Here is a 25499-nt window from a genome sequence, read left to right on the forward strand (position 1 = left end):
GAAAAAAGGCAGCTTTCGCTGCCTTTATTGTCTCTAATGACTGAGTAACCCAATCGGTGGATTAACGCAGTAAAGAGAGGACGTTTTGCGTGGTCTGGTTAGCCTGTGCCAGAACAGAGGTGCCCGCCTGCTGCAGGATCTGCGCACGAGACATGTTAGACACTTCGGTCGCGTAGTCGGAGTCTTCAATACGGCTACGAGCAGAAGACAGGTTGTTCACAGTGTTACCCAGGTTGGTGATTGCAGATTCAAAACGGTTTTGAATCGCACCCAGGGAGCTACGGAACTGATCAACGTCAGATAATGCATCATCAATTTTCTTCAAAGGATCTGTAGTTCCCAAATTGAGAGTATTGCTTCCAGCCGTAACCACACCAGTATCAGAAATAACTGCATTTACATAAGTTGAAGCACCGTTAGTATCTACAGTTTTGACAGCGTATGCTGCATTACCTGATTGATCTTTATAACTAACCAAGGATTGATTCGGTGTCAGTGTAGTCGTACTTGAGGTCACATTTTTGCCAATTTCGGCAACATCAGTAAGAGTTAATCCTGTAGTGTCAGCCTTTGGATTTCGACTATCAATAGTGACCTTACCCGTTTTATTATCAACTGATGCAGCATAGTATGTAGCGCCTTTATCCCCGGAAGCGTAATACTTACCTGATTTGTCTTGAACTAACTTAACATTCGTGGCATCTGCCGCTGCTAAAGCTGCGAAATCAACTTCGCCAACCCCAGTATTTACATCTGAAAAATCTGCAGTTTTAGAAGGCGAGTAACGAACATTAATAGTATCGCCCATTTTTATTGAGGTCCCACTGTTAGAGATATTCAGATCTGCTAAACCTAGGGTTGTGCTATCGATTTTTTTCAAATCAATAGTAATAGTTTCATTGTCATTAGCACCGACTTGTATTGTTAAGCTCCCAGCCTGATTTAATACTTTCTTGCCGTTAAAATCAGTCTGCTGAGATACGCGATCGATCTCTTGTAAACGCTGATTAATTTCGTCCTGAATTGAAGACAAGTCAGAATCAGAGTTAGAACCATTTGCTGCCTGCACGGAAAGTTCACGAACACGCTGCAGGTTGTTATTGATTTCAGACAGCGCGCCTTCAGCAGTCTGGGCAACAGAGATACCGTCGTTAGCGTTACGGGATGCCTGAGTCAGGCCTTTGATGTTAGAAGTGAAGCGGTTAGCGATCGCCTGGCCAGCAGCATCGTCTTTCGCGCTATTGATGCGCAGACCAGAGGACAGACGTTCGATAGCAGAGCCCAGAGCGGACTGAGATTTGTTCAGGTTGTTTTGGGTCAACAGCGACAGGCTGTTTGTATTGATGACTTGTGCCATGATCTTTTCCTTATCAATTACAACTCGATGTTATTGGGCTGTTGCCCACGGTTTCTGACCGTAACCCATGTATCGGCACCTTAAATTCGAACTTTAGAAAATTTTTAGTTTCCGTCGTTTTTTTTCTTAGCCCGCGAAATACCCTCTATATGCACCACTATTCTGCGCATTATTTTCACCAAACTATCATTAAACTTTGCGCGCAGACTGCCGATAACCCGCATAACAATTGTTTGCAATCACAAGGAATCGGGCATGGCTTCATTTACATCATTGGGCGTAGGCTCAGGCTTACCACTGGATACATTGCTAAACAACCTGACTATTGCTGAGAAAAAACGTTTAAATCCAATTACTCAGCAACAAAGCGATAATACCGCCCGCCTGACGGCCTACGGTACGTTAAAGAGTGCGCTGGAAAAATTCCAGACGGCCAATACGGCATTAAATAAACCGGAACTGTTCAGAAGCAGTAATGTGACCAGCAGTACCGAAGATCTGAAAGTCACCACGGAAGCCGGCGCGGCACCGGGTATTTATACCATCAGCGTTACGCAGCTGGCGCAGGCACAATCTTTAAGTACTGCAACGGTTGGTTCAAACAAAGAGGCTCTCGGTGACGGTTCAGCCACCCGTACCATCAAAATTGAGCAGCCAGGCCGCAAAGAGCCGCTGGAGATTAAACTGCCGCAGGACAAAACCACGCTGGATGATATCAGTAAGGCGATCAACGATTCCGATAGCGGTATCTCTGCCAGTATCGTCAAGGTGAATGACAATGAGTTTAAACTGGTACTGACCGCCGCCGAAGGTCTGGACAGCAAGATGACCATCTCGGTAGACGGCGACAGCAAGCTAAACGATCTGCTGGCTTATGACAGCAAAACCGGTACCGGTAAAATGGATGAACGTGTAGTCGCGCAAAACGCACAATTAACCATGAACGGGATCCCGATTGAGCGCCAGAGCAACAAAGTGACCGATGCGCCGCAGGGCGTCACGCTGGAACTGACCAAAAAAGTCACTGATGCCCGCGTGACCGTGACCAAAAGCAATGACAAAGCGACAGAAGCCATTAAAGGCTGGGTTGATGCTTATAACTCGCTGATTGATACCTTCAATACGCTGACCAAGTATAAAGCGGTTGATGCCGGGGCTGAAGGTCAGGATAAAGATAACGGCGCGCTGGTGGGCGATAGCGTGGTACGTACCATTCAGACCGGTATTCGCGCACAGTTTGCTAACTCCGGTAGCGAAGGTGCCTTTAAGACACTGAATGAAATTGGCATCAAACAAGATGGCAAAACCGGCAAGATGACCATCGATGATACCAAGCTGAAAAAAGCGCTGGATGAAAACACCGCTTCAGTACGTGAACTGTTGGCGGGCGACGGTAAAGAAACCGGTATTACTACCAAGATTGCCGCTGAAGTGAAAAGTTATCTGGCTGATGACGGCATTATCGACAATGCGCAAGACACGATTAATACCACGCTGAAAAAACTGACCAAACAGTACTTGTCCGTGAGCGCCAGTATCGACGACATGGTTGCGCGTTACACCGCCCAGTTTACCCAGCTGGATAGCATGATGAGCAAGCTGAATAACACCAGTACCTATCTGGGTCAGCAATTTACTGCGATGAATAAATCCTGATAACACGAGGTAAGCATGTATACCGCGAGCGGTACCAAAGCCTATGCACAGGTCAGTGTGGAGAGCGCCGTAATGAGCGCCAACCCGCATCAGTTGATCGAAATGTTGTTTGATGGCGCGAACAGCGCCCTGGTGCGCGCTCGCCTGTTTATGCAACAGGGCGATATTGTCGCCAAGGGTGAAGCCCTCAGCAAAGCCATTAACATTATTGATAATGGTCTTAAAGCGGGCCTGGATCAGGAAAATGGTGGTGAAATCGCCACTAATCTGTCATCGCTGTATGACTATATGATCCGCCGTCTGCTGCAAGCGAATTTGCGTAATGATTGTCAGGCGATTGAAGAAGTCGAAGGGTTACTCGGAAACATTGCGGATGCCTGGAAACAGATCTCACCAAAAGCGTCGTCCCAGGAGTCCCGTTAATGACCTCAGCCGTGGAGTTTATCAACCGTTGGCAGCGCATTGCGCTGCTCAGTCACTCGCTGCTGGAACTGGCACAGCGAGGTGAATGGGACCTTTTACTGGAACAGGAAGTTACCTATCTGCAAAGTATTGAAGTGGTCATGGAAGAACAAACTCCATCAGGCATTACGCGAAGCGTTCAGGATTTGATTGCCGGGTATATTAAACAGACGCTGGATAACGAACAGTTGCTCAAAGCATTACTGCAGCAGCGTCTGGATGAACTCAGCACACTGATCGGTCAGTCAACCCGCCAGAAGACGCTAAATAACGCCTACGGCCGGCTTTCCGGTATGTTGCTGGTTCCGGATGCCCCAACTGCCCCACAATAATTTCCCGTTACGTCTGAATAATCTTCCATACTCCAGAGGTCGGCCAAACGGCTTCTGGAGCACGGAAGATGAAAAATCCCACCCTATTGCAGTACTTCCACTGGTATTACCCTGATGGCGGCCAGCTCTGGCCAGAACTCGCCGCACGCGCGGATGGACTTAACGATATCGGCATCAATATGGTATGGCTGCCTCCCGCCCATAAAGGTGCGTCCGGCGGGTACTCCGTTGGCTATGACTCCTACGATCTGTTTGATTTAGGCGAATTCGACCAGAAAGGCACTATTGCCACCAAATACGGCGATAAAAATCAGTTACTGGCGGCAATCGACGCGTTAAAGCACAACGATATCGCGGTACTGCTGGATGTGGTGGTCAACCATAAAATGGGCGCCGATGAGAAAGAGCACATTCAGGTTCAGCGCGTCAACGCCGATGACCGCACGCAGATTGACGATGAGATCGTCGAATGCGAGGCCTGGACCCGCTACACGTTCCCCGCCCGTGCGGGTCAGTACTCTCAATTCATTTGGGATTACAAATGCTTCAGCGGCATCGATCATATTGAAAATCCCACCGAGGACGGCATTTTTAAGATCGTTAATGATTATACCGGCGAAGGCTGGAACGATCAGGTCGATGACGAACTGGGCAACTTTGACTACCTGATGGGCGAAAATATCGATTTTCGCAATCATGCCGTCACCGAAGAGCTCAAATACTGGGCTCGCTGGGTGATGGATCAAACCCATTGCGATGGTTTTCGCCTGGATGCCGTCAAACACATCCCGGCATGGTTCTATAAAGAGTGGATCGAGCACGTCCAGGAAGTCGCCCCGAAGCCGCTGTTTATCGTGGCGGAATACTGGTCCCATGAGGTCGATAAACTGCAAACCTATATTAACCAGGTCGAGGGGAAAACCATGCTGTTTGATGCCCCTTTGCAAATGAAGTTTCACGAAGCATCCCGCCAGGGGCGCGATTATGACATGAGCCAGATTTTCACCGATACGCTGGTGGAGGCCGATCCCTTTCATGCGGTGACGCTGGTTGCGAACCATGACACCCAGCCGTTACAGGCGCTGGAAGCCCCGGTCGAGGCATGGTTTAAGCCGCTGGCCTACGCGCTGATCCTGCTGCGCGAAAACGGCGTGCCGTCGGTATTCTATCCCGATCTCTACGGTGCACATTATGAAGATACTGGCGGTGATGGCGAAACCTACACCATCGATATGCCGATTATTGAACAACTTGATGAATTGATCCTGGCCCGCCAACGCTTCGCCCACGGCGTACAGACGCTCTATTTTGATCATCCAAACTGTATCGCCTTTAGTCGCAGTGGTACGGACGATGACCTCGGGTGCGTCGTCGTGCTGTCCAATGGCGATGACGGTGAAAAGAGCATCGCGCTTGGCACAAATTACGGCAATAAAACCTGGCGTGATTATCTGGGGAATCGTGAAGAAAGCGTAGTGACCGATGAAAACGGCGTGGCGACGTTTTTCTGTGATGGCGGCAGCGTCAGCGTGTGGGTGATTGAAGACGTGTTGTAGCACTTAACCCCGGTGGCGACAGGCTACCGGGGCGCAACGCTTATGGCAGCGATGTGGCTAACGGCGTTTTCTTTAACACCTCGGCACACTCCAGCGTCGGGCGATCTACCCGTTGCAGCGTCATACCGTCATAATCCAGCGTATTGCCATCGCGATCAATTTCATACAGCTCGCGTTTCACCGTCACGTTGGTGAGATCACCAGAGAGCATGGTCAATTTTCCGGGGACAGCAATCACTCGCTGCCACTGGCGGCAATCCAGCGTATCCCCCTCTTTGGTGACAATCAGACTGGCGATCGCTTCCGGACTCACCAGCGCGCGCTGCGGACCTTTCGACTGCCAGTAACCTGCCAGACCGGCAGGGGCTGGTGTTTTCACCACGTCATTATAATTTTGTACCTCGGCGCAGCCGGCAAGCACCAACAATGCACCAACGATTGCTAATTTTTTCATCATTCATCCTGCATGCGAAGAAAAGGGGATTGTGGCATTAAAGCCCTGATGTCGCCAGCCTTTCGGCAGCCCGGAGAAAGATTGATCCAGACGGTATTACCTCTTATTACTCATAGTCAAAAATTCTGACAGGTGTAATATCCACGCTTCTTGTTACATACCTTCTGAGTTCAGAGGCACAACGCATGTCATGGCAACACTTCAAACAGGCCTGGTTAATTAAATTTTGGGCCCCCGCCCCTGCGGTTATCGCAGCGGGTATTCTCTCCACTTATTATTTCGGCATTACGGGAACCTTCTGGGCCGTTACCGGCGAATTTACCCGCTGGGGTGGGCAAATCCTGCAACTGTTTGGCGTGCACGCCGAAGAGTGGGGATACTATAAACTGATCCACCTCGAAGGCTCGCCCCTGACCCGTATCGACGGGATGATGATCCTCGGTATGTTCGGTGGCTGTTTCGCTGCCGCACTGTGGGCCAACAACGTCAAATTACGCATGCCACGCAGTCGGATCCGTATTCTGCAGGCGGTGGTCGGCGGGATGATCGCCGGTTTCGGCGCCCGTCTGGCAATGGGCTGTAACCTGGCCGCGTTTTTTACCGGCATTCCACAGTTCTCGCTGCATGCCTGGTTCTTCGCGCTGGCGACGGCAATGGGCTCATGGTTTGGCGCCCGCTTTACCCTGCTGCCAATGTTTCGTATTCCGGTCAAAATGCAGAAAGTGTCCGCCGCTTCCCCGCTGACGCAAAAACCGGAACAAGCACGTCGTCGTTTCCGCCTCGGTATGCTGGTATTTATCGGCATGATCGGTTGGGCGCTACTGACCGCAATGGACAAGCCGAAGCTGGGTCTGGCCATGTTGTTTGGCGTTGGGTTCGGCCTGCTGATTGAACGGGCGCAAATCTGCTTTACCTCAGCCTTCCGCGATCTGTGGATTTCCGGGCGTACCCATATGGCAAAAGCCATCATCTTCGGCATGGCGGTGAGCGCCATCGGTATCTTTAGTTATGTACAACTGGGCGTTGAGCCGAAGATTATGTGGGCCGGTCCAAATGCAGTGATCGGCGGCTTACTGTTTGGTTTCGGTATCGTGCTGGCGGGCGGGTGTGAGACCGGCTGGATGTACCGTGCGGTTGAGGGCCAGGTACATTACTGGTGGGTGGGACTGGGTAACGTTATCGGTTCGACCATTCTGGCGTACTACTGGGATGACTTTGCCCCTGCCCTGGCCACTCGCTGGGATAAAGTGAATCTGCTCGACACCTTTGGGCCGCTCGGCGGGCTACTGGTGACTTATCTGCTGTTGTTTATCGCATTGATGCTCATCATCGGTTGGGAAAAACGTTTCTTCCGCCGCGCCGGGCTGACGCCTGCTAAGGAATCCGCATGAAAAATATCGTCCCTGATTATCGCCTCGACATGGTCGGTGAACCGTGTCCCTACCCGGCTGTTGCCACGCTGGAAGCGATGCCGCAATTGAAGAAAGGTGAAATTTTGGAAGTGGTCAGCGATTGCCCGCAGTCAATCAACAATATTCCGCTGGATGCGCGTAACCATGGGTATACGGTGCTGGATATTCAGCAGGATGGGCCAACTATTCGCTATCTGATTCAAAAATAAGTGTAGGCCGGATAGCGCTGCGCTTATCCGGCAAACATGCTTTGCACGTTACACCTACACCTGCATCGACATCACTTCCTGGTAGGCTGATACCAGTTTGTTACGCACCTGAATGCCCATCTGCATCGAAACCGACGCTTTCTGCATATCGGTCATCACGTCATTTAGCGCAATGCCTGGCTCACCCAGGGTAAATTTTTCAGCCTGAACGCGAGAGGCGGTTTGCACCTCGCTGATTCTGTCCAATGCCGCGTGCAGCTGTCCGGCAAAACTCACGGTCGATTGTGGCTGCACATCCTGCATTTTTGCTGACATCGCCGTGGCCTGTAGCTGGCTGATAACCCCTTCAATCCCCTGTATTGCCGACATTCTGATCCCCTGGATGATTTTTTACTTAGCAGAGATTACCAGTTCGTCAATAAGATAAAGGCGCTAAATAACGATAAAAAACCTCGGTTTTTAACGCATAGAAAAATTCGAAACCGCAAATAATGAGACCGTCAATTTTTCGAGTTTGCTGACCCGGGAGTGAGTCTTGTTCCACTTTGCAAAAAACGCCGTCCACGATAAGCCACGAGGTGCGAGATGAGTGCGACAGCATCGACTGCAACCCAACTGAAACCTCTCGAGTGGTTAAATCGCCTGCGCGCGAATCCCAAAATCCCTCTGATTGTGGCAGGTGCCGCTGCCGTCGCTATCATCGTTGCGATGGTCCTGTGGGCCAAAACACCTGACTACCGCACACTGTTCAGCAACCTATCCGATCAGGACGGTGGCGCGATTGTCACGCAGCTGACGCAGATGAACGTTCCTTATCGTTTCACTGAGGGAAGCGGTGCCATTGAAGTCCCTGCAGATAAAGTTCACGAACTGCGTTTACGTCTGGCACAGCAAGGGCTACCGAAAGGTGGCGCGGTGGGCTTTGAGTTACTGGACCAGGAAAAGTTTGGTATCAGCCAGTTTAGCGAGCAGGTCAATTACCAGCGAGCGCTGGAAGGTGAATTAGCCCGCACCATTGAAACACTGGGACCGGTAAAACGCGCCCGTGTCCATCTTGCGATGCCCAAGCCGTCACTGTTCGTACGTGAACAAAAGGCCCCTTCTGCCTCCGTCACGGTAAACCTGGAACCGGGTCGAGCACTGGACGAAGGTCAGATTAGCGCGGTAACGCATCTGGTCTCCAGCGCTGTCGCAGGCTTGCCGCCGGGCAACGTGACGCTGGTCGATCAGGCAGGACATCTGTTAACCCAGTCGAACACCAGCAGCCGCGACCTGAACGATGCGCAACTGAAATATGCCAGCGATGTTGAAGGTCGCGTTCAGCGTCGTATTGAATCAATCCTGTCGCCAATTGTCGGTAACGGCAACGTACATGCGCAGGTTACTGCACAGCTGGATTTCGCCAACAAAGAGCAAACCGAAGAGAAGTACAGCCCAAATGGCGACGATTCACAGGCTGTACTGCGTTCACGCCAGCTTAACGTGAGCGAGCAGATAGGAAGCGGAGCGCCTGGCGGTGTTCCGGGCGCACTGTCTAACCAGCCCGCGCCAGCGAATACGGCCCCGATTAATACGCCCCCGGCAAATCAGCAGAATGCGCAAACCACGCAAACGGCGAATAACGCCAATACCGGCCCGCGCAGCACGCAGCGTAATGAAACCAGCAACTATGAAGTTGATCGTACCATTCGTCACACCAAGATGAATGTGGGTGATGTACAGCGCCTGTCGGTGGCGGTAGTGGTCAACTATAAAACGTTACCGGATGGTAAACCGCTACCATTAACCGCTGACCAAATGAAACAAATTGAGGACCTGACCCGCGAGGCCATGGGCTTCTCTGAAAAACGCGGCGATACCCTGAATGTCGTGAACTCACCCTTCACCGCAAGTGATGACACGGGTGGAGAGCTTCCGTTCTGGCAACAGCAGTCCTTTATTGAACAGCTGATGGTAGCCGGTCGTTGGTTATTGGTTCTGCTGGTGGCCTGGATCCTGTGGCGTAAAGCGGTGCGTCCGCAGTTGATGCGTCGCAGCGAAGAGGTCAAAGCCGCTCAAGAACAAACACGCATTCGCCAGGAAACGGAAGAAGCGGTTGAAGTTCGCCTCAGCAAAGACGAGCAGACCCAGCAGCGCCGTAACAACCAGCGTCTGGGTGCTGAAGTCATGAGCCAGCGTATCCGTGAAATGTCTGATAACGATCCGCGCGTCGTGGCGCTGGTCATTCGCCAGTGGATAAATAACGAACATGAGTAATCTTAGCGGCACCGATAAAAGCGTCATCTTATTGATGACCATTGGCGAAGATCGCGCGGCGGAGGTCTTTAAGCACCTTTCCACGCGCGAAGTGCAGACCCTCAGTACGGCAATGGCTAACGTGCGTCAGATTTCCAACAAGCAGTTGACGGAGGTTCTGGCCGAATTTGAACAAGAAGCCGAGCAGTTTGCCGCACTGAACATCAACGCCAACGAATACCTGCGTTCCGTGCTGGTAAAAGCGTTGGGCGAAGAACGTGCCTCCAGCCTGCTGGAAGACATTCTGGAAACTCGCGATACCACCAGCGGCATTGAAACGCTCAACTTTATGGAGCCACAGAGCGCCGCCGATCTTATTCGCGACGAGCACCCGCAGATTATCGCTACCATTCTGGTGCACCTCAAACGAGGCCAGGCGGCCGATATTCTGGCGCTGTTCGACGAGCGTTTACGCCACGATGTCATGCTGCGTATTGCTACTTTCGGCGGCGTACAGCCTGCCGCGCTGGCAGAACTGACCGAAGTGCTGAACGGATTGCTCGACGGTCAGAACCTCAAGCGCAGCAAAATGGGCGGCGTGAGAACAGCAGCAGAAATTATCAACCTGATGAAGACGCAGCAGGAAGAAGCGGTTATTACCGCAGTGCGCGAATTCGACGGCGAGCTGGCGCAGAAAATTATCGACGAGATGTTCCTGTTCGAAAATCTGGTGGATGTCGACGATCGCAGCATCCAGCGTCTGTTGCAGGAAGTGGATTCCGAATCGCTGCTGATAGCCCTGAAAGGTGCCGAGCAACCATTGCGCGAGAAGTTCCTGCGCAACATGTCGCAGCGTGCCGCCGATATCCTGCGCGACGACCTTGCCAACCGCGGTCCGGTACGTTTGTCGCAGGTGGAAAACGAACAGAAAGCGATTCTGCTTATCGTACGTCGTCTGGCCGAAACCGGCGAGATGGTGATCGGCAGCGGCGAGGATACCTATGTCTAACGATCTGCCATGGAAAGTCTGGACGCCTGACGACCTCGCCCCGCCAATGGCGGAGTTCGTACTGGCCGATCATACCGACGATCAGCCGTCCGACGAGACAGAAGAGCCACAGCTATCTGCTGAACAACAGCTTGAGCAGCAGTTGGCACAACTGCAGCTCCAGGCCCATGAGCAAGGGTATAACGCCGGCCTGGCTGAAGGTCGGCAAAAAGGACACGAACAAGGTTATCAGGACGGACTGGCCCAGGGGCTGGAACAAGGCCAGAACCAGGCTCGCGCCCAACATGCGCCGATTCATGCCCGCATGCAGCAACTGGTCAGTGAGTTTCAGAATACACTGGATGCCCTGGACAGCGTCATTGCATCGCGCCTGATGCAAATGGCACTGGAGGCGGCGCGCCAGGTTATCGGCCAGACACCCATCGTGGATAATGCTGCACTCATTAAGCAAATCCAACAGCTGTTGCAACAGGAACCGCTGTTTAGCGGTAAACCGCAGTTGCGCGTCCATCCGGACGATCTGCAACGGGTGGAAGAGATGCTGGGGGCGACCCTCAGCCTGCACGGCTGGCGACTGCGCGGCGATCCAACGCTGCATCATGGTGGCTGTAAGGTCTCTGCTGACGAAGGCGATCTGGACGCCAGTGTTGCCACCCGCTGGCAAGAGCTCTGCCGTCTGGCAGCGCCGGGAGTCGTGTAATGACCACTCGCCTGACTCGCTGGCTCAACACGCTGGACAACTTCGAAGAGAAAATGTCGCTGCTGCCTGCGGTACGCCGTTACGGGCGTCTTACCCGCGCCACCGGGCTGGTACTTGAAGCCACGGGCCTGCAGTTACCGTTAGGTGCCACCTGCGTTATTGAGCGTCAGGATGGCAACGAAACCCAGGAAGTCGAAAGCGAAGTGGTTGGCTTTAATGGTCAACGCCTGTTTCTGATGCCGCTCGAAGAGGTTGAAGGCGTGCTGCCAGGTGCGCGCGTTTACGCGAAAAACATCGCCGGCGAAGGGCTGCAAAGCGGGAAACAATTACCGCTGGGCCCTGCCCTGCTGGGGCGTGTTCTCGATGGCAGCGGGAAGCCGCTTGATGGGCTGCCTGCTCCCGACACCACGGAAACAGGGGCACTAATCACACCGCCGTTTAACCCCCTGCAACGTACCCCGATTGAACACGTGCTGGATACTGGCGTACGGCCTATCAATGCGTTGTTAACCGTCGGTCGCGGTCAGCGAATGGGGCTTTTCGCCGGTTCCGGTGTGGGTAAAAGCGTTCTGCTCGGCATGATGGCACGCTATACCCAGGCTGACGTCATTGTTGTCGGTCTGATTGGCGAGCGTGGGCGCGAAGTTAAAGATTTTATTGAAAATATTCTTGGCGCCGAGGGACGTGCACGCTCGGTAGTGATTGCCGCCCCGGCGGACGTTTCCCCGCTGTTGCGTATGCAGGGTGCCGCCTACGCCACGCGCATCGCCGAAGATTTTCGCGACCGCGGTCAGCACGTGCTGCTGATTATGGACTCCCTCACCCGTTATGCGATGGCGCAGCGTGAAATTGCACTGGCGATCGGCGAACCTCCGGCAACGAAAGGCTATCCGCCGTCGGTGTTTGCTAAGTTACCCGCACTGGTTGAACGGGCCGGCAACGGTATTCATGGCGGCGGTTCCGTGACCGCATTTTATACCGTACTGACCGAAGGCGATGACCAACAGGACCCTATTGCTGACTCCGCCCGCGCCATTCTCGACGGCCACATAGTCCTGTCCCGTCATCTGGCAGAAGCGGGTCACTACCCAGCCATTGATATTGAAGCCTCAATCAGCCGCGCAATGACCGCCTTAATCAGCGAGAAACATTATGCGCGGGTACGCAACTTTAAGCAGCTACTGTCCAGTTTCCAGCGTAACCGCGATCTGGTCAGCGTAGGCGCCTACGCCAAAGGCAGCGATCCCATGTTGGATAAAGCCATTGCCTTATGGCCACAGCTGGAAGCATTTTTACAGCAAGGCATCTTTGAACGAGCCGACTGGGAAGACTCCCTGCAGGCTTTGGATCTGATTTTCCCTGGTGTGTGATTAAGCAGGAGAGCATAGGTCATGGCACAACATGGTGCGCTGGCAACACTTAAAGACCTGGCTGAAAAAGAAGTCGATGATGCGGCAATCTTATTAGGCGAGATGCGCCGCGGATGTCAGCAGGCGGAAGAGCAGTTGAAGATGCTGATCGATTATCAGCATGAATATCGCAACAACCTTAATAGCGATATGGGTCAGGGTATTACCAGTAATCGCTGGATTAACTATCAACAATTTATTCAGACGCTGGAAAAAGCGATTGAGCAACATCGCCAACAACTCAACCAATGGACGCAGAAAGTAGACCAGGCGTTGAGCAGTTGGCGCGATAAAAAGCAGCGACTGCAGGCATGGCAGACTCTGCAGGACAGGCAAACAACAGCCGCTTTACTGGCTGAAAACCGTCTGGATCAGAAAAAAATGGATGAATTTGCTCAGCGTGCAGCTATGAGGAAACCCGAATGATTACGTTACCCCAACTGATTACCACCGACACCGACGTAGCCGCAGGTCTTCAGTCAGGCAAAGCGGTAGATTCCCCCGAGGATTTTTTGGCGCTGCTGGCAGGTGCATTAGGTGCAGGCGATGCACAGGGTAAAGACGCCCCGCTATCGCTGGCCGATTTACAGGCGGCTGGTAGCAAACTGCAAAAAGGGTTATTGCAAAAGAATGGTGATACCGCGCAGACGGTAAAATTAGCCGATCTGCTGGCACAAAAAGAGGTCCAAACCGAGGCGTCGCTAGCCGACCTGACTGATGCACAACAGTTGCTGTCTGCGCTCACGCCCTCACTGAAGGTTAATGCCCTGACGACACTGGGCAAAACCGCACAGCAGGATGAAAAAATAGCCCATCTGAGCGATGACGATCTCGCTAACCTGAGTGCGCTGTTCGCTATGCTGCCGGGGCAACAGGTAACCACTCCGGCTGTTGATGCTACTCCAGCACCGGCGGATGCGACGCTGTCGGTACTGTTACGTGGTAATACCGCCAACACGACCGCCGATAGCGCCAGTGAATTACTGACCGGTGAAGGGAAAAAAGGTAAAGCAGATGCCGCGATGCATGCCAGTGGCGCGGATCAGACCAACAATGCGGGTTTAACCCCATTAACCGCAGCGGCAGCCACGCGTGCGGAGATTGAAAGTTCACCGTCCCCAACCAGTGTTGGCGCAACAATAGCTCCGCTGGCTGGCACACAGACACATGCGCAGCCGTTACCAACTGCCGCGGCACCGGTATTGAGCGCCCCGCTGGGAAGCCATGAATGGCAGCAATCACTGAGTCAGCACGTCACGCTGTTCACCCGTCAGGGTCAGCAAAGTGCGGAACTGCGCTTGCATCCGCAGGATCTGGGGCAAGTGCAGATTTCCCTCAAGCTCGATGACAACATGGCGCAACTGCAGATGGTCTCGCCTCATAGCCACGTTCGCGCGGCGCTGGAAGCGGCATTACCCATGCTGCGCACGCAGTTGGCTGAAAGCGGGATCCAACTGGGGCAAAGCAGTATCAGTAGCGAAAGCTTCGCGGGTCAGCAACAGTCGTCTTCACAGCAACAACAGGCTGGGCGTGCGCATGGACAAGATATTTTTGCTCCCGAAGATGATGCTGTTCTGGCCACACCTGCAGCACTGCAAGCCGCGGCTCGCGGTGATGGTGCAGTAGACATCTTCGCCTAACGCCAGAGGTAGCATGATTATCCGCGTCTTTTCCACGCTTTGTCGTGGTCAGGACACGGGATAATCAGCCTATAAGCTGTACCGAAACAGGAAGCCCGTATCTGATGACTGACTCCGCGATTAACAAAAAGAGTAAACGCGCTATTTGGATCCCTCTGCTGGTGTTAATTACGCTCGCCGCCCTCGCTACTGCGGGCTATAGCTACTGGCGCATGCAACAGCAGCCGTCCGCCAGCGTAAAAGCGGAACCGGCTCCACCGCCAGTCCCAGTGTTCTTTGCACTGGATACGTTTACCGTCAATTTAGGTGATGCGGATCGCGTGCTGTATATCGGTATCACTCTGCGCATGAAGGACGAGGCGACACGCTCGCGTCTTAACGAATATCTGCCAGAAGTGCGCAGCCGTCTGCTGTTATTGTTCTCTCGCCAGAACGCCGCCACGCTCGCAACAGAAGAAGGCAAACAGCAACTGATTGCCGCTATCAAAGAGACGCTCGCGACTCCGCTCGTTGTCGGGCAGCCGAAACAGGTTGTCACCGACGTTCTTTATACAGCTTTTATTCTGCGGTAAAGACATGGGCGACAGTATTCTTTCTCAGGCTGAAATCGACGCATTGCTTAACGGCGATAGCGAAACTAAAGACGAACCCATTTCCGGTATCGCAAAAGAAAGCGATATTCGTCCTTATGATCCCAACACTCAGCGCCGCGTCGTTCGTGAGCGTTTGCAGGCGCTGGAGATCATTAACGAACGCTTTGCGCGCCAGTTCCGTATGGGGTTATTTAACCTGCTACGCCGCAGCCCGGATATTACCGTGGGCGCGATCCGTATCCAGCCATACCACGAGTTTGCGCGTAACTTACCGGTTCCGACCAACCTGAACTTAATCCACCTGAAACCGCTACGCGGGACAGGTCTGGTGGTGTTCTCACCGAGTCTGGTGTTTATCGCCGTTGATAACCTGTTCGGCGGTGATGGTCGTTTCCCGACGAAAGTCGAAGGCCGTGAATTTACGCACACTGAACAACGCGTGATCAACCGCATGCTGAAACTGGCGCTGGAAAGCTACAGCGACGCGTGGAAGGCTATCAACCCGCTGGAAGTGGAATATGTCCGTTCCGAGATGCAGGTGAAGTTTACCAATATCACCACTTCCCCGAACGACATCGTGGTGAACACCCCATTCCACGTTGAAATCGGCAACCTGACCGGTGAATTTAACATCTGTCTGCCATTCAGCATGATTGAACCGTTGCGCGAACTGCTGGTAAACCCACCGCTGGAAAACTCGCGTAATGAAGATCAGAACTGGCGCAATAATCTGGTGCGCCAGGTTCAGCATTCTGAGCTGGAACTGGTAGCAAACTTTGCTGACATTCCGTTGCGGCTGTCCCAGATTTTGAAGCTGAAACCCGGCGATGTACTGCCGATTGAAAAACCCGACCGCATTATTGCTCATGTGGACGGCGTACCTGTGCTGACCAGCCAATATGGCACCGTAAATGGTCAGTATGCGTTACGCGTAGAACATTTGATAAACCCGATTTTGAATTCGCTGAATGAGGAACAGCCCAAATGAGTGACATGAATAATCCGTCCGATGAAAACACTGGTGCATTGGACGATCTGTGGGCTGACGCGTTAAACGAGCAAAAAACAACGACCACCAAAAGTGCGGCCGATGCGGTATTCCAGCAGCTAGGTGGCGGCGACGTCAGCGGTGCACTGCAGGATATCGACCTGATCATGGATATTCCGGTCAAGCTGACCGTTGAATTGGGCCGCACCCGCATGACCATCAAAGAACTGCTGCGCCTGACGCAGGGTTCGGTCGTCGCGCTGGACGGTCTGGCGGGCGAGCCGCTGGATATTCTGATCAATGGTTATTTGATTGCTCAGGGTGAAGTTGTGGTAGTTGCAGATAAATACGGTGTCCGTATTACTGACATTATTACCCCATCTGAACGTATGCGCCGTCTGAGCCGTTAACGATGAATACCCAGGCCACCGTCTCTCAGCCCGCTGCTGTACCCGGTTCACCATTAGTGCAGGTCAGCGGCGCGCTTCTGGCGATCATTGTGTTGATCCTGGGAGCCGCCTGGCTGATTAAGCGCCTGGGATTTGCCCCCAAAAGCGTCAGTACGCGTGGACTGAAAGTTTCGGCCAGTACCTCATTAGGTCCACGTGAGCGGGTGGTGATTGTTGAGGTCGAAGACGCGCGTCTGGTGCTGGGCGTTACAGCGTCGCAGATCAACGTTTTGCATACCCTCCCCCCGGCACCTGTCGGTGCAGAAGAAAAAGCGGCCTCCCCTGCGGATTTCCAGGCCATGATGAAGAGTTTGCTGAAGCGTCCTGGGAGATCCTGATGCGCCGTTTGTTATCCCTCACGCTGACAGGTTTGTGGCTTTTCAGCCCTGCGGCCCTGGCCCAACTACCGGGTCTGGTTAGCCAACCGCTGCCTGGTGGCGGACAAAGCTGGACGTTGCCCGTCCAAACGCTGGTATTTATCACCTCGCTGACGTTCCTGCCGGCTATTTTGCTGATGATGACCAGCTTCACCCGCATCATCATCGTTTTTGGTCTGTTACGTAATGCGCTGGGAACACCGTCAGCACCGCCGAACCAGGTTTTACTTGGACTGGCGCTGTTTTTGACTTTCTTCATCATGTCGCCGGTGATCGACAAAATCTACGTTGATGCGTATCAACCCTTCAGCGAAGAGAAGATTTCCATGCAGGAAGCCATGGAGAAAGGCGCACAGCCGTTGCGTGAGTTTATGCTGCGCCAGACCCGCGAAGCCGATCTGGCCCTGTTCGCCCGTCTGGCAAACAGCGGCCCGTTACAGGGACCTGAAGCAGTGCCGATGCGCATTTTGCTGCCGGCTTATGTCACCAGTGAGTTGAAAACGGCATTCCAGATAGGTTTTACCATTTTTATTCCATTTCTGATAATCGATCTGGTCATCGCCAGCGTCCTGATGGCGCTCGGGATGATGATGGTGCCACCAGCTACCATTGCACTCCCATTCAAGCTGATGCTGTTTGTGCTGGTTGACGGCTGGCAGCTGCTTGTCGGCTCGCTTGCACAAAGCTTTTACAGTTAGAGGCGCGAAATGACTCCTGAATCGGTCATGATGATGGGCACTGAGGCGATGAAAGTTGCCCTTGCCCTTGCCGCACCTTTGTTGCTGGTTGCCCTCGTCACGGGTCTTATCATCAGTATCCTGCAGGCGGCAACCCAGATTAACGAAATGACGCTGTCCTTCATTCCGAAAATTGTCGCGGTCTTTATTGCCATCATCGTTGCCGGTCCGTGGATGCTTAACTTGCTGCTCGACTACGTGCGTACGCTGTTCAGCAATATCCCCTACATCATCGGGTAAACGACGCTATGTTGCAGGTGACCAGCGTTGATTGGCTCCACTGGCTGAATCTTTACTTCTGGCCCCTACTGCGCATACTGGCGCTCATTTCAACGGCGCCGATACTCAGCGAACGCGCCATCCCCAAGCGAGTAAAACTGGGGCTGGGGTTGATGATTACCATGGTTATCGCGCCGCTGCTTCCTCCCGTAAACGTGCCTATTTTTTCCGTCGGCGCGATATGGCAGGCGATGCAGCAAATCCTGATCGGCATTGCGTTAGGATTCACCATGCAATTTGCGTTTGCCGCGGTGCGTACCGCCGGGGAAATCATCGGGCTGCAAATGGGTCTCTCCTTCGCAACTTTCTTCGACCCGGGCAGCCGCCTGAATATGCCCGTTCTGGCACGTCTGATAGATTTGCTGGCGATGCTGCTGTTCCTCACCTTTAATGGTCACTTGTGGCTTATCTCGCTGTTGGTGGATACCTTCCATACTCTGCCTATCGGCGGCCATCCGGTGAATAGCAATGCCTTTCTCGCACTGGCGCGGGCGGGGGGGCTCATCTTCCTCAATGGCCTGATGCTGGCTCTGCCGGTGATGACGCTGCTGCTCACACTCAACCTCGCACTCGGTTTGTTAAACCGTATGGCACCACAGCTATCGATATTTGTCATTGGTTTCCCACTCACCCTGACCGTGGGTATTTCATTAATGGCTGCGCTCATGCCATTAATTGCCCCCTTCTGTGAGCGTTTATTCAGTGAGATTTTTAATTTGTTGGCTGACATCATCAGTGAAATGCCTTCAAAATAATAACCCTTATTTTTTATCCTGTTTTACTAAGGATTGTCCTAAATTCAAATACAGGCAACATCCACCAGGATAACGCTGTCGCGGTTTATTTGTTTTTGCCTCACTCACATAACGCAACATTTACTTTACTTTAAGATGTTTCCTGGCAAATTATACGCAACTTTACGGGATAGTAAATTCGCCTGAAAACAGCGAAAGCGTCATATTGGGTCGTTATTATTCCGTTTAGTTGTGATGAAATAATCAGGTAAGGGGAATTATCGTTACGCATTGAGTGAGGGTATGCCATGTCAACGATTATTATGGATTTATGCAGTTACACCCGGCTAGGGTTGACCGGATATCTGGTAAGTCGGGGGGTGAAGAAAAGGGAAATCAACGATATTTCAAGCGTTGATGAACTCAGCATCGCCTGTGTCTCACTGCAGCCGTCTGTGGTGTTTATTAATGAAGACTGCTTTATTCACGATCCGGATAACAGCCAGAGAATTAAGCAAATCATTAATCAACATCCCAGTACTTTATTTATTGTATTTATGGCAATTGCCAATGTCCATTTTGATGAGTATCTCTTAGTAAGAAAAAATTTATTAATCAGCTCTAAGTCGATTAAACCAGATTCACTGGATGAACTTCTTGGCGATATTCTGAAAAAGGAAGTGGATATTGTCATTGATGTGAACCTGCCAACACTATCATTAAGCCGCACCGAATCCAGCATGCTACGTATGTGGATGGCCGGTCAGGGAACAATACAGATATCCGATCAAATGAATATCAAGGCGAAGACAGTCTCATCCCATAAGGGGAATATAAAACGAAAGATCAAGACACATAATAAGCAAGTTATCTATCACGTTGTACGACTCACAGATAACGTCACCAATGGTATCTTTGTGAATATGCGTTAGGACGTTCTGACTGGTGGGTTCGCCACCAGTCAGAATCAGCACCTGGAACCTGGATTACTCCACTTTCTCCACAAAGATACCATCCTGATGGCCTGACTCATTAAAGAACCAGATACCGAGCGGGTAGTCTTCCAGAGAAACCAGGTACATGGTGCCTTCACTAAACTCTTCAATCGCCAGTACCCGGCCTGGCCGACGCGGCCCGCCGTCCGTTTTGACTGTAACCCGATCATTCACCTTCATCGTTTTCCTCCTGTGGCTTTGTGCCAGTGTAGAACAAATTCCTTTTCCTGGCAGCGCCCTGCGCGCGTGATTGCAGGTTTTCTCGACGGTCTATACTTAACTTGTACGCATCAGAGATTCTGATACGTGCCCCGGTATCCTTAACGGTTGAGAGGTATGAGGATGAAAACCGCGAAAGAGTACAGCGATACGGCCAAACGTGAAGTCAGCGTCGATGTGGACGCGCTATTGAAAGCTATCAACGAAATCTGCGAGAGCGAAATTCACCGCAGCCATGATGACCCCGATCGCGTCAGCGTTGATGGCCGGGATTATCATACATGGCATGAGCTGGCCGACGCGTTCGAGCTTGATATCCATGATTTTAGCGTGACGGAGATCAATCGCTGACTTTGGGCGAAAAAAATCCCGGCCCTTATCGGGTCGGGATCAAGCTTGCTTATGCAAGAAGCACTTGAAAATTCGTTACACCAGGAAATCTGATGCGAAACCAACCTTATCTGCAATTTTTTTGCCTGACAAGTAAATAATTCTCACCAAAATGATAAATATAACTAATGGTTGAGAGATCACCAGGTTACGCCAGCCAGTGATATTCAGGCATCCTGGCGTAGCGGACTGCGTTCGCCAGGAACCAGTTCATCTTCACGAAATGCCTCCCGTTTGACGCCAAAACCGTCATACCAGCGGCACTCCACCATTCCGCTGGCATACCCGGTAACGATCATGCGTGGGCCACCCTCTTTCGCGGTGACTTCCTCACTGACAGAAAAGACCATACCCGCCTCCTGTATCAAGAGAAACCTTTTCACCTTAGACGACAAAGAGTCGTTTTGCGTAATCCAGCACACGACAATTAGTGCGAAACTCCGCGTAATCTGGCAACCATGTTTACCAGCATTACCACGATCCCACCGATAATAAAGCCGAGCACCAGATTAAGCAGGGTCGGAAGCATGAAGGCAATGAATGAACTCTGTTGCTGGGCAAAGTGCTCAATCGCATGATGCAGGGGTGCAATGCCATGTACCACAATGCCGCCGCCAACTAAAAACATCGCCAGCGTACCAACCACGGAAAGTGATTTCATGAGCCAGGGAGCCACCACCAGCAATCCCTTACCCAGCGCCTGAGCAAGTGCGCTGCGCTTTTCTGCCAGCCAGTAGCCAATATCGTCGAGCTTCACAATAATACCGACCAGACCATACACACCAACGGTCACCACCAAAGCAATACCCGACAAAACCAGTACCTGATTCAACAACGGCGCATCCGCCACAATACCCAACGTAATGGCCACAATCTCCGCAGATAAAATAAAGTCGGTACGTACCGCCCCTTTGATTTTATCTTTCTCAAACGTCAGCGGGTCCTGTGCGGCAAGAGATGTCAGACGCTGCTGTCGTTCTTCCGGTGTTTCCTGGTGTTTTCGCGCTTCCAGGGTGTGAAGCACTTTTTCCACGCCCTCAAAACAGAGGAATGCCCCACCAATCATTAATAAGGGCGTGATCGCCCATGGAATGAAGGCGCTGATCAATAGCGCCAGCGGCACCAGGATAACTTTGTTGACGAAAGATCCTTTGGCCACACTCCAGACCACCGGAAGCTCGCGGTTCGCCCGCACGCCCGACACCTGTTGCGCGTTAAGCGACAAATCGTCTCCCAGCACACCCGCCGTTTTTTTCGCGGCCAGTTTTCCCATCACTGAGATATCGTCCAGAAGCGTGGCGATGTCATCAAGCAAGGTGAGTAAGCTACTTCCTGCCAAAATTTTAATCCTCAATATTATTTTTTTGCAGTCATAAGTATGAAGTAAAACACGCCATGCTGAAACTGACCTTTCTGGTCAACAAATATTTAACAACGGCAGGCAATTATAAATCTCGCCAGCATGATAGTTTTGACGTTTACTATGTTGCACCTTTTTATTTCCACCGTGAGGGATTATGCGTTTCAGGCAATTGTTACCACTTTTCAGTGCGCTCTTCGCGCTGTACATCATCTGGGGTTCCACGTACTTCGTTATTCGCATTGGTGTTGAAAGTTGGCCGCCGTTGATGATGGCTGGCGTGCGCTTTCTCTCTGCAGGCATTTTATTAACCGCATTCTTACTTATTCGCGGACATAAGCTGCCGCCACTGCGCCCGCTCCTGAATGCTGCACTGATTGGTATCCTGCTATTGGCGGTGGGCAATGGCCTCGTTACCGTCGCAGAACATCAAAACGTCCCTTCCGGCATTGCCGCTGTGGTGGTTGCTACCGTCCCGCTGTTTACCTTGTGCTTTAGCCACTTTTTTGGCATCAAAACACGCAAACTGGAATGGATGGGGATCGCAATTGGACTCGCTGGGATCATCATGCTTAACAGCGGGGGTAACTTAAGTGGTAATCCCTGGGGGGCGGTATTAATCCTGATTGGTTCAATGAGCTGGGCGTTTGGCTCCGTGTACGGCTCACGCATCACCTTACCCGTTGGCATGATGGCCGGTGCCATTGAAATGTTAGCCGCAGGTATTGTGCTGATGTGCGCATCGCTGCTCTGTGGAGAAAAGCTGACCACGATGCCAACCTTCTCCGGTTTTATGGCGGTGGCATACCTCGCTCTGTTCGGCTCAATTATTGCGATTAACGCTTATATGTTCCTTATCCGTAATGTAAGCCCGGCGTTAGCCACCAGCTATGCCTACGTCAACCCGGTAGTGGCGGTTCTGTTAGGTACGGGGCTGGGAGGTGAAAACCTGGCGTTGATCGAGTGGCTGGCACTCGGGGTCATTGTTTTTGCCGTGGTATTGGTGACGCTGGGGAAATACTTATTCCCTGTCAAAGCGGACGCGGTCGCAACCCCATCAGAAAAGTCATTACAGTAAATGAATGCCCTGAGTGTCGATCTGCGCGGTGGCTCCGCCGCCGCAGATCCATTCGATAACCCGCTCAGACAGTGCCTCATTACTCAGTTTCTCACGCCCACGCAGGGCGCATTCCCAGACAATCAAGACCCGCCATCCCAACGCCTGCAATTTATCGCAGTCCCGCTTATCACGTACCACATTTTTTCCAATCTTCTCCAGCCAGAACGCCGTACGGGTTGCCGGGACTTTAAAAAGATAGCAGTTGTGCTGATGCCAGAAACAGCCGTGGGTAAAGAGAACGCAGCGATAGTCATCCACCACAAAATCGGGTCGACCGGGCAACGTTGCATCCTGCACGCGAAACGTTACCCCCTGCTCCGTCAGGATGTCGGCCAAACGTTTTTCGATCGCCGTATCGCGGGTCCCTATCGCCCGCATATTTTTACTGCGTGTCGCCTTATCGTGAACGTCTGCCATGCTGCTGTTCTTTCTCGCGTAGCGCAACAGCCTGTTTGATCTTCGGCTCCAGCAGTTTGGCTACCGCCGCAAATGCCGGGACGACCACCGAATTACCGAACTGGCGGTAAGCCTGGGTATCGGATACCGGAATGCGAAACTGGTAACCCTGAGGAGACTCAAACCCCATCAGGCGCGCACACTCTCTTGGCGTTAATCGACGAGGGCGATGTCGCTGATTGGCAGGATCATCGAAATCCTGTTCACCCAGCGCCATATCCCAGCCACGGTCTATCAAAATTTCTGCCCCATCCTTATAGTAACGTGCGGATAATGTGCGCGTCACGCTATCGGGGTTGCCGGGATAGACCATACCGTAACCAAACCCATTGCCCCGTGCCTGATGTTTTTTCGCATAGCGATACAGGTATTTCCACAGGACCGGTGTCAGCACATATTTCGCATCAACGGTCGGTTCAAGCAGCTCTGCGAGTGTCGTTCGACGCTGAGGGTAGCGGCTGACAATATCGCGCAACGTAAAGTCTGACTTCAAGCTTAGATCACGTCGAAAACCGACGAGCACGATACGTTCGCGATGCTGGGGTAAAAAATGTTGCCCATCGATAATCTTCGGGTCATCAGGGCCATTATCTGCTGCATCTGCCACGTCGTAGCCCAGTTCATCCAGCGTTTGCATGATGATGCGAAAGGTTTTTCCCTGGTCATGACTTTTTAGATTTTTGACGTTTTCGAGCACAAATATAGCCGGTCGCCGTGCGTCGATAATTCGCACCACGTCAAAAAAAAGCGTGCCTTGCGTATCACAGGCAAAACCGTGGGCACGCCCTAACGCGTTTTTCTTTGAGACGCCCGCCAGCGAAAATGGCTGGCAAGGGAAGCCGGCCAGCAGGACATCATGCTCGGGAACGTGTTGACGAATATGCTCCGCAGCCTGCTCGTCACTCACCCCCTCATGATGGCTAAGGGTGATATCGCGAATATCTTCATTAAAATGGTGCTGCTCAGGAGAGCAATAGTTGTTCGCTTTATAGGTGCGAACAGCATGTTTATTCCATTCACTGGTAAACACACATTGCCCGCCTATCGCGTCAAAACCACGGCGAATCCCGCCTATTCCGGCAAAAAGGTCGATAAACCGAAAGGCATAGTGCGGATGGTGTGCAGGGGGCGTCGGGAGTAAAGAATACAGGTGAGCAAACTCACGATCGCTAAGGCGATGCCATGTTTGATTGGCGACCACACGCTTAAAGATGGCCGGACTCCAGTGGTTTTCGCCGACGCCATTGAGATGAGCAACCAGCGTTTTCACATCGTATATTTCAAGCAACTTAGCCAAAATCACCTGAACGGTAACTCCGGTATCATCTGTCATTGGTTTCATGGAGCCTGCTACTGAAAAATAATCCTGCATACGTTTAACCGGCCGAAATGGATAGTCGACAGGTTAACATAAATTGGCGCGGTTGACGTTTCAGCGGTGATGACTACTGATATGCTTTAAGGGGTTGAATCGCCGCAAAATCCAACATCTCATATTCTCCTTTTAATTCTGCGCTGAGTTTCGCCATATACGTCAATAAGAAGTCAGCATTATGCTGCGCCAGATGCCGCCCTTGTTCGGTTTGCATTGTCAGTGGCAACGTCAGCAGTTTGGTCTGGAAATGATCGAGCGCGTACTGTTTATCATCCAGGTTGCGCTGCCGGGCAAACGGATCCTCCGCGTCAAACAATGCCACACCCAGCGAGCCAGAAACGGCAAACACACGCGCCAGACCGATGGCACCGAGCGCCTCAAGTCGATCGGCATCCTGAACGATTTTGGCTTCAAGGGTCGTGGGCGTAATTTTTGCGCTAAAACTATGCGCAGCGATAGCATGACTCACCGCATGTAGCCGATCCTGAGGAAATTCAGGAAAGTCCTGTGACAGTACGCGACAGGTTTCCTGTGCGGCCAGTACCGATGAACGATGACGTTCCGGATGATTTTTCGGTAAGCTGACAAGATCGTGGAAATAACACGCAGTCAGTACGACCAGCCAGTCAATACCTGCAGCAGTGCTCAGCTTTTGCGATGTCATCCACACGCGGCGAAAATGAAAGATGTCATGGGCGGCATCTTGCCCTGAATGCTTCTCACGCAGCCATGCTTCAAATTGTGACTGCCAGTATTGTAGTTTCACGCTTATTCTCTGTGCAGAAAGAGAACCACCTTAGCAACAATTTTCATCACAGACCACTGCCAGTCTCAGACTCACCATCATTAAAAATATTTTAATCTCTTTTGATATAAGAACTCTTCAGCGCTCAATGCAAACAATCAAACCATCCGCTAATTACACGCACCACCCCAAAAACATAAATATCGCCAATTTAATATATTCCATGTATATATAAATAAAATCCATAAGAT

The 25499-nt window shown here is 52.0% G+C and carries 30 protein-coding genes and 1 pseudogene; 22 read left to right on the forward strand and 9 right to left on the reverse strand.

Annotated elements, in window-relative coordinates:
- Positions 1-61 precede the first annotated feature (61 nt).
- A complete protein-coding gene (locus tag NNO02_RS04015; protein WP_271454254.1) occupies positions 62-1357 on the reverse strand; it encodes a FliC/FljB family flagellin in 1296 nt (431 codons plus the stop codon).
- A 255-nt stretch (positions 1358-1612) separates the two neighbouring features.
- On the opposite strand from NNO02_RS04015, the gene fliD reads away from it, so the two are divergent.
- From fliD to amyA, 4 genes are all read left to right on the forward strand, one after another.
- Positions 1613-3013 carry a flagellar filament capping protein FliD gene (gene fliD / locus NNO02_RS04020; protein ID WP_271454255.1) on the forward strand — a complete coding sequence of 467 codons (1401 nt, stop codon included), beginning with the start codon at positions 1613-1615 and terminating at the stop codon, positions 3011-3013.
- Positions 3014-3028: 15 nt separating this feature from the next.
- On the forward strand, positions 3029-3436 hold the full coding sequence (gene fliS / locus NNO02_RS04025) for a flagellar export chaperone FliS (protein ID WP_222186500.1): 408 nt from the start codon (positions 3029-3031) through the stop codon (positions 3434-3436).
- Positions 3436-3807 carry a flagella biosynthesis regulatory protein FliT gene (fliT, locus tag NNO02_RS04030; RefSeq protein ID WP_005127745.1) on the forward strand — a complete coding sequence of 124 codons (372 nt, stop codon included), beginning with the start codon at positions 3436-3438 and terminating at the stop codon, positions 3805-3807. Before fliS ends, fliT begins: the two co-directional genes overlap by 1 nt.
- 68 nt (positions 3808-3875) lie before the next feature.
- Positions 3876-5363 (forward strand): alpha-amylase, encoded by a 1488-nt coding sequence (gene amyA, locus NNO02_RS04035; RefSeq protein ID WP_271454256.1) that lies wholly within the window; start codon positions 3876-3878, stop codon positions 5361-5363.
- 40 nt (positions 5364-5403) lie between these two features.
- Here amyA and yedD read toward each other — a convergent pair whose 3' ends face one another.
- Positions 5404-5817, reverse strand: a complete 414-nt coding sequence (gene yedD / locus NNO02_RS04040) for a lipoprotein YedD (RefSeq protein WP_271454257.1) — start codon at positions 5815-5817, stop codon at positions 5404-5406.
- Between the two features lie 164 nt (positions 5818-5981).
- Between yedD and yedE the strand changes: the two genes are divergently transcribed.
- Positions 5982-7208: a selenium metabolism membrane protein YedE/FdhT gene (yedE, locus tag NNO02_RS04045; RefSeq protein WP_404841928.1), complete on the forward strand. Its 1227-nt coding sequence runs from the start codon at positions 5982-5984 to the stop codon at positions 7206-7208.
- Positions 7205-7438, forward strand: coding sequence for a sulfurtransferase-like selenium metabolism protein YedF (gene yedF, locus NNO02_RS04050; protein ID WP_000790504.1), 234 nt, complete (start codon positions 7205-7207; stop codon positions 7436-7438). The genes yedE and yedF overlap by 4 nt, the downstream gene beginning before the upstream one ends.
- Positions 7439-7492: 54 nt before the next feature.
- Here yedF and fliE read toward each other — a convergent pair whose 3' ends face one another.
- Positions 7493-7807, reverse strand: a complete 315-nt coding sequence (gene fliE / locus NNO02_RS04055) for a flagellar hook-basal body complex protein FliE (RefSeq protein ID WP_271442390.1) — start codon at positions 7805-7807, stop codon at positions 7493-7495.
- A 216-nt stretch (positions 7808-8023) separates the two neighbouring features.
- Between fliE and fliF the strand changes: the two genes are divergently transcribed.
- The 14 genes and pseudogenes from fliF (at position 8024) to rcsA (ending at position 19520) form a co-directional block, all read left to right on the forward strand.
- A complete protein-coding gene (gene fliF, locus NNO02_RS04060) occupies positions 8024-9694 on the forward strand; it encodes a flagellar basal-body MS-ring/collar protein FliF (RefSeq protein ID WP_271454258.1) in 1671 nt (556 codons plus the stop codon).
- Positions 9687-10682 (forward strand): flagellar motor switch protein FliG, encoded by a 996-nt coding sequence (gene fliG / locus NNO02_RS04065; RefSeq protein WP_135322317.1) that lies wholly within the window; start codon positions 9687-9689, stop codon positions 10680-10682. The genes fliF and fliG overlap by 8 nt, the downstream gene beginning before the upstream one ends.
- A complete protein-coding gene (gene fliH, locus NNO02_RS04070) occupies positions 10675-11382 on the forward strand; it encodes a flagellar assembly protein FliH (protein WP_271442392.1) in 708 nt (235 codons plus the stop codon). Before fliG ends, fliH begins: the two co-directional genes overlap by 8 nt.
- The gene (gene fliI, locus NNO02_RS04075; protein WP_005127755.1) at positions 11382-12752 is read left to right on the forward strand and encodes a flagellar protein export ATPase FliI; all 1371 of its coding nucleotides are present in this window, start codon (positions 11382-11384) and stop codon (positions 12750-12752) included. The genes fliH and fliI overlap by 1 nt, the downstream gene beginning before the upstream one ends.
- A gap of 21 nt (positions 12753-12773) precedes the next feature.
- Positions 12774-13217: a flagellar export protein FliJ gene (gene fliJ / locus NNO02_RS04080; protein WP_005127756.1), complete on the forward strand. Its 444-nt coding sequence runs from the start codon at positions 12774-12776 to the stop codon at positions 13215-13217.
- Entirely contained in the window at positions 13214-14431 is a 1218-nt protein-coding gene (fliK, locus tag NNO02_RS04085) for a flagellar hook length control protein FliK (protein WP_271454259.1), read from the forward strand. The genes fliJ and fliK overlap by 4 nt, the downstream gene beginning before the upstream one ends.
- Before the next feature lie 104 nt (positions 14432-14535).
- On the forward strand, positions 14536-15003 hold the full coding sequence (gene fliL / locus NNO02_RS04090) for a flagellar basal body-associated protein FliL (protein WP_271454260.1): 468 nt from the start codon (positions 14536-14538) through the stop codon (positions 15001-15003).
- 4 nt (positions 15004-15007) lie between these two features.
- Entirely contained in the window at positions 15008-16012 is a 1005-nt protein-coding gene (gene fliM, locus NNO02_RS04095; protein WP_003030434.1) for a flagellar motor switch protein FliM, read from the forward strand.
- Positions 16009-16422: a flagellar motor switch protein FliN gene (gene fliN, locus NNO02_RS04100; RefSeq protein WP_005127761.1), complete on the forward strand. Its 414-nt coding sequence runs from the start codon at positions 16009-16011 to the stop codon at positions 16420-16422. Before fliM ends, fliN begins: the two co-directional genes overlap by 4 nt.
- 2 nt (positions 16423-16424) lie before the next feature.
- On the forward strand, positions 16425-16799 hold the full coding sequence (gene fliO, locus NNO02_RS04105) for a flagellar biosynthetic protein FliO (protein WP_271450219.1): 375 nt from the start codon (positions 16425-16427) through the stop codon (positions 16797-16799).
- Positions 16799-17536, forward strand: coding sequence for a flagellar type III secretion system pore protein FliP (gene fliP, locus NNO02_RS04110; RefSeq protein WP_005127763.1), 738 nt, complete (start codon positions 16799-16801; stop codon positions 17534-17536). Before fliO ends, fliP begins: the two co-directional genes overlap by 1 nt.
- A 9-nt stretch (positions 17537-17545) precedes the next feature.
- On the forward strand, positions 17546-17815 hold the full coding sequence (fliQ, locus tag NNO02_RS04115; RefSeq protein WP_003030425.1) for a flagellar biosynthesis protein FliQ: 270 nt from the start codon (positions 17546-17548) through the stop codon (positions 17813-17815).
- An 8-nt stretch (positions 17816-17823) separates the two neighbouring features.
- A pseudogene (gene fliR, locus NNO02_RS04120) lies at positions 17824-18616 on the forward strand (flagellar biosynthetic protein FliR); the annotation flags it as partial.
- 280 nt (positions 18617-18896) lie between these two features.
- On the forward strand, positions 18897-19520 hold the full coding sequence (gene rcsA, locus NNO02_RS04125; protein ID WP_040232455.1) for a transcriptional regulator RcsA: 624 nt from the start codon (positions 18897-18899) through the stop codon (positions 19518-19520).
- Positions 19521-19574: 54 nt separating this feature from the next.
- Here rcsA and dsrB read toward each other — a convergent pair whose 3' ends face one another.
- Entirely contained in the window at positions 19575-19763 is a 189-nt protein-coding gene (gene dsrB / locus NNO02_RS04130; RefSeq protein ID WP_005127768.1) for a protein DsrB, read from the reverse strand.
- A 162-nt stretch (positions 19764-19925) separates the two neighbouring features.
- Here dsrB and yodD point away from each other — a divergent pair, with 162 nt between their 5' ends.
- Positions 19926-20153, forward strand: coding sequence for a YodD family peroxide/acid resistance protein (gene yodD, locus NNO02_RS04135; RefSeq protein ID WP_137381521.1), 228 nt, complete (start codon positions 19926-19928; stop codon positions 20151-20153).
- Between the two features lie 206 nt (positions 20154-20359).
- Here the strand turns inward: yodD and NNO02_RS04140 are convergent, their stop codons facing one another.
- Together NNO02_RS04140 and NNO02_RS04145 are read right to left on the reverse strand one after the other, a co-directional pair.
- Positions 20360-20542 carry a YodC family protein gene (locus NNO02_RS04140; RefSeq protein WP_061068109.1) on the reverse strand — a complete coding sequence of 61 codons (183 nt, stop codon included), beginning with the start codon at positions 20540-20542 and terminating at the stop codon, positions 20360-20362.
- 77 nt (positions 20543-20619) lie between these two features.
- Positions 20620-21531, reverse strand: coding sequence for a DUF808 domain-containing protein (locus NNO02_RS04145; RefSeq protein WP_271450217.1), 912 nt, complete (start codon positions 21529-21531; stop codon positions 20620-20622).
- Between the two features lie 178 nt (positions 21532-21709).
- On the opposite strand from NNO02_RS04145, the gene yedA reads away from it, so the two are divergent.
- A complete protein-coding gene (gene yedA, locus NNO02_RS04150; RefSeq protein WP_271454261.1) occupies positions 21710-22630 on the forward strand; it encodes a drug/metabolite exporter YedA in 921 nt (306 codons plus the stop codon).
- Here yedA and NNO02_RS04155 read toward each other — a convergent pair.
- From NNO02_RS04155 to NNO02_RS04165, 3 genes are all read right to left on the reverse strand, one after another.
- Positions 22622-23089, reverse strand: coding sequence for a very short patch repair endonuclease (locus NNO02_RS04155; protein ID WP_271454262.1), 468 nt, complete (start codon positions 23087-23089; stop codon positions 22622-22624). The two genes, yedA and NNO02_RS04155, sit on opposite strands and share 9 nt — an antisense overlap.
- Positions 23070-24500 carry a DNA cytosine methyltransferase gene (locus tag NNO02_RS04160; protein ID WP_442867885.1) on the reverse strand — a complete coding sequence of 477 codons (1431 nt, stop codon included), beginning with the start codon at positions 24498-24500 and terminating at the stop codon, positions 23070-23072. The genes NNO02_RS04155 and NNO02_RS04160 overlap by 20 nt, the downstream gene beginning before the upstream one ends.
- Positions 24501-24573: 73 nt before the next feature.
- On the reverse strand, positions 24574-25269 hold the full coding sequence (locus NNO02_RS04165) for a phosphohydrolase (RefSeq protein WP_271454264.1): 696 nt from the start codon (positions 25267-25269) through the stop codon (positions 24574-24576).
- Positions 25270-25499 lie beyond the last annotated feature (230 nt).

It is taken from the genome of Citrobacter sp. Awk 2 (assembly GCF_028069815.1).
Classification (GTDB): Bacteria; Pseudomonadota; Gammaproteobacteria; order Enterobacterales; family Enterobacteriaceae; genus Citrobacter.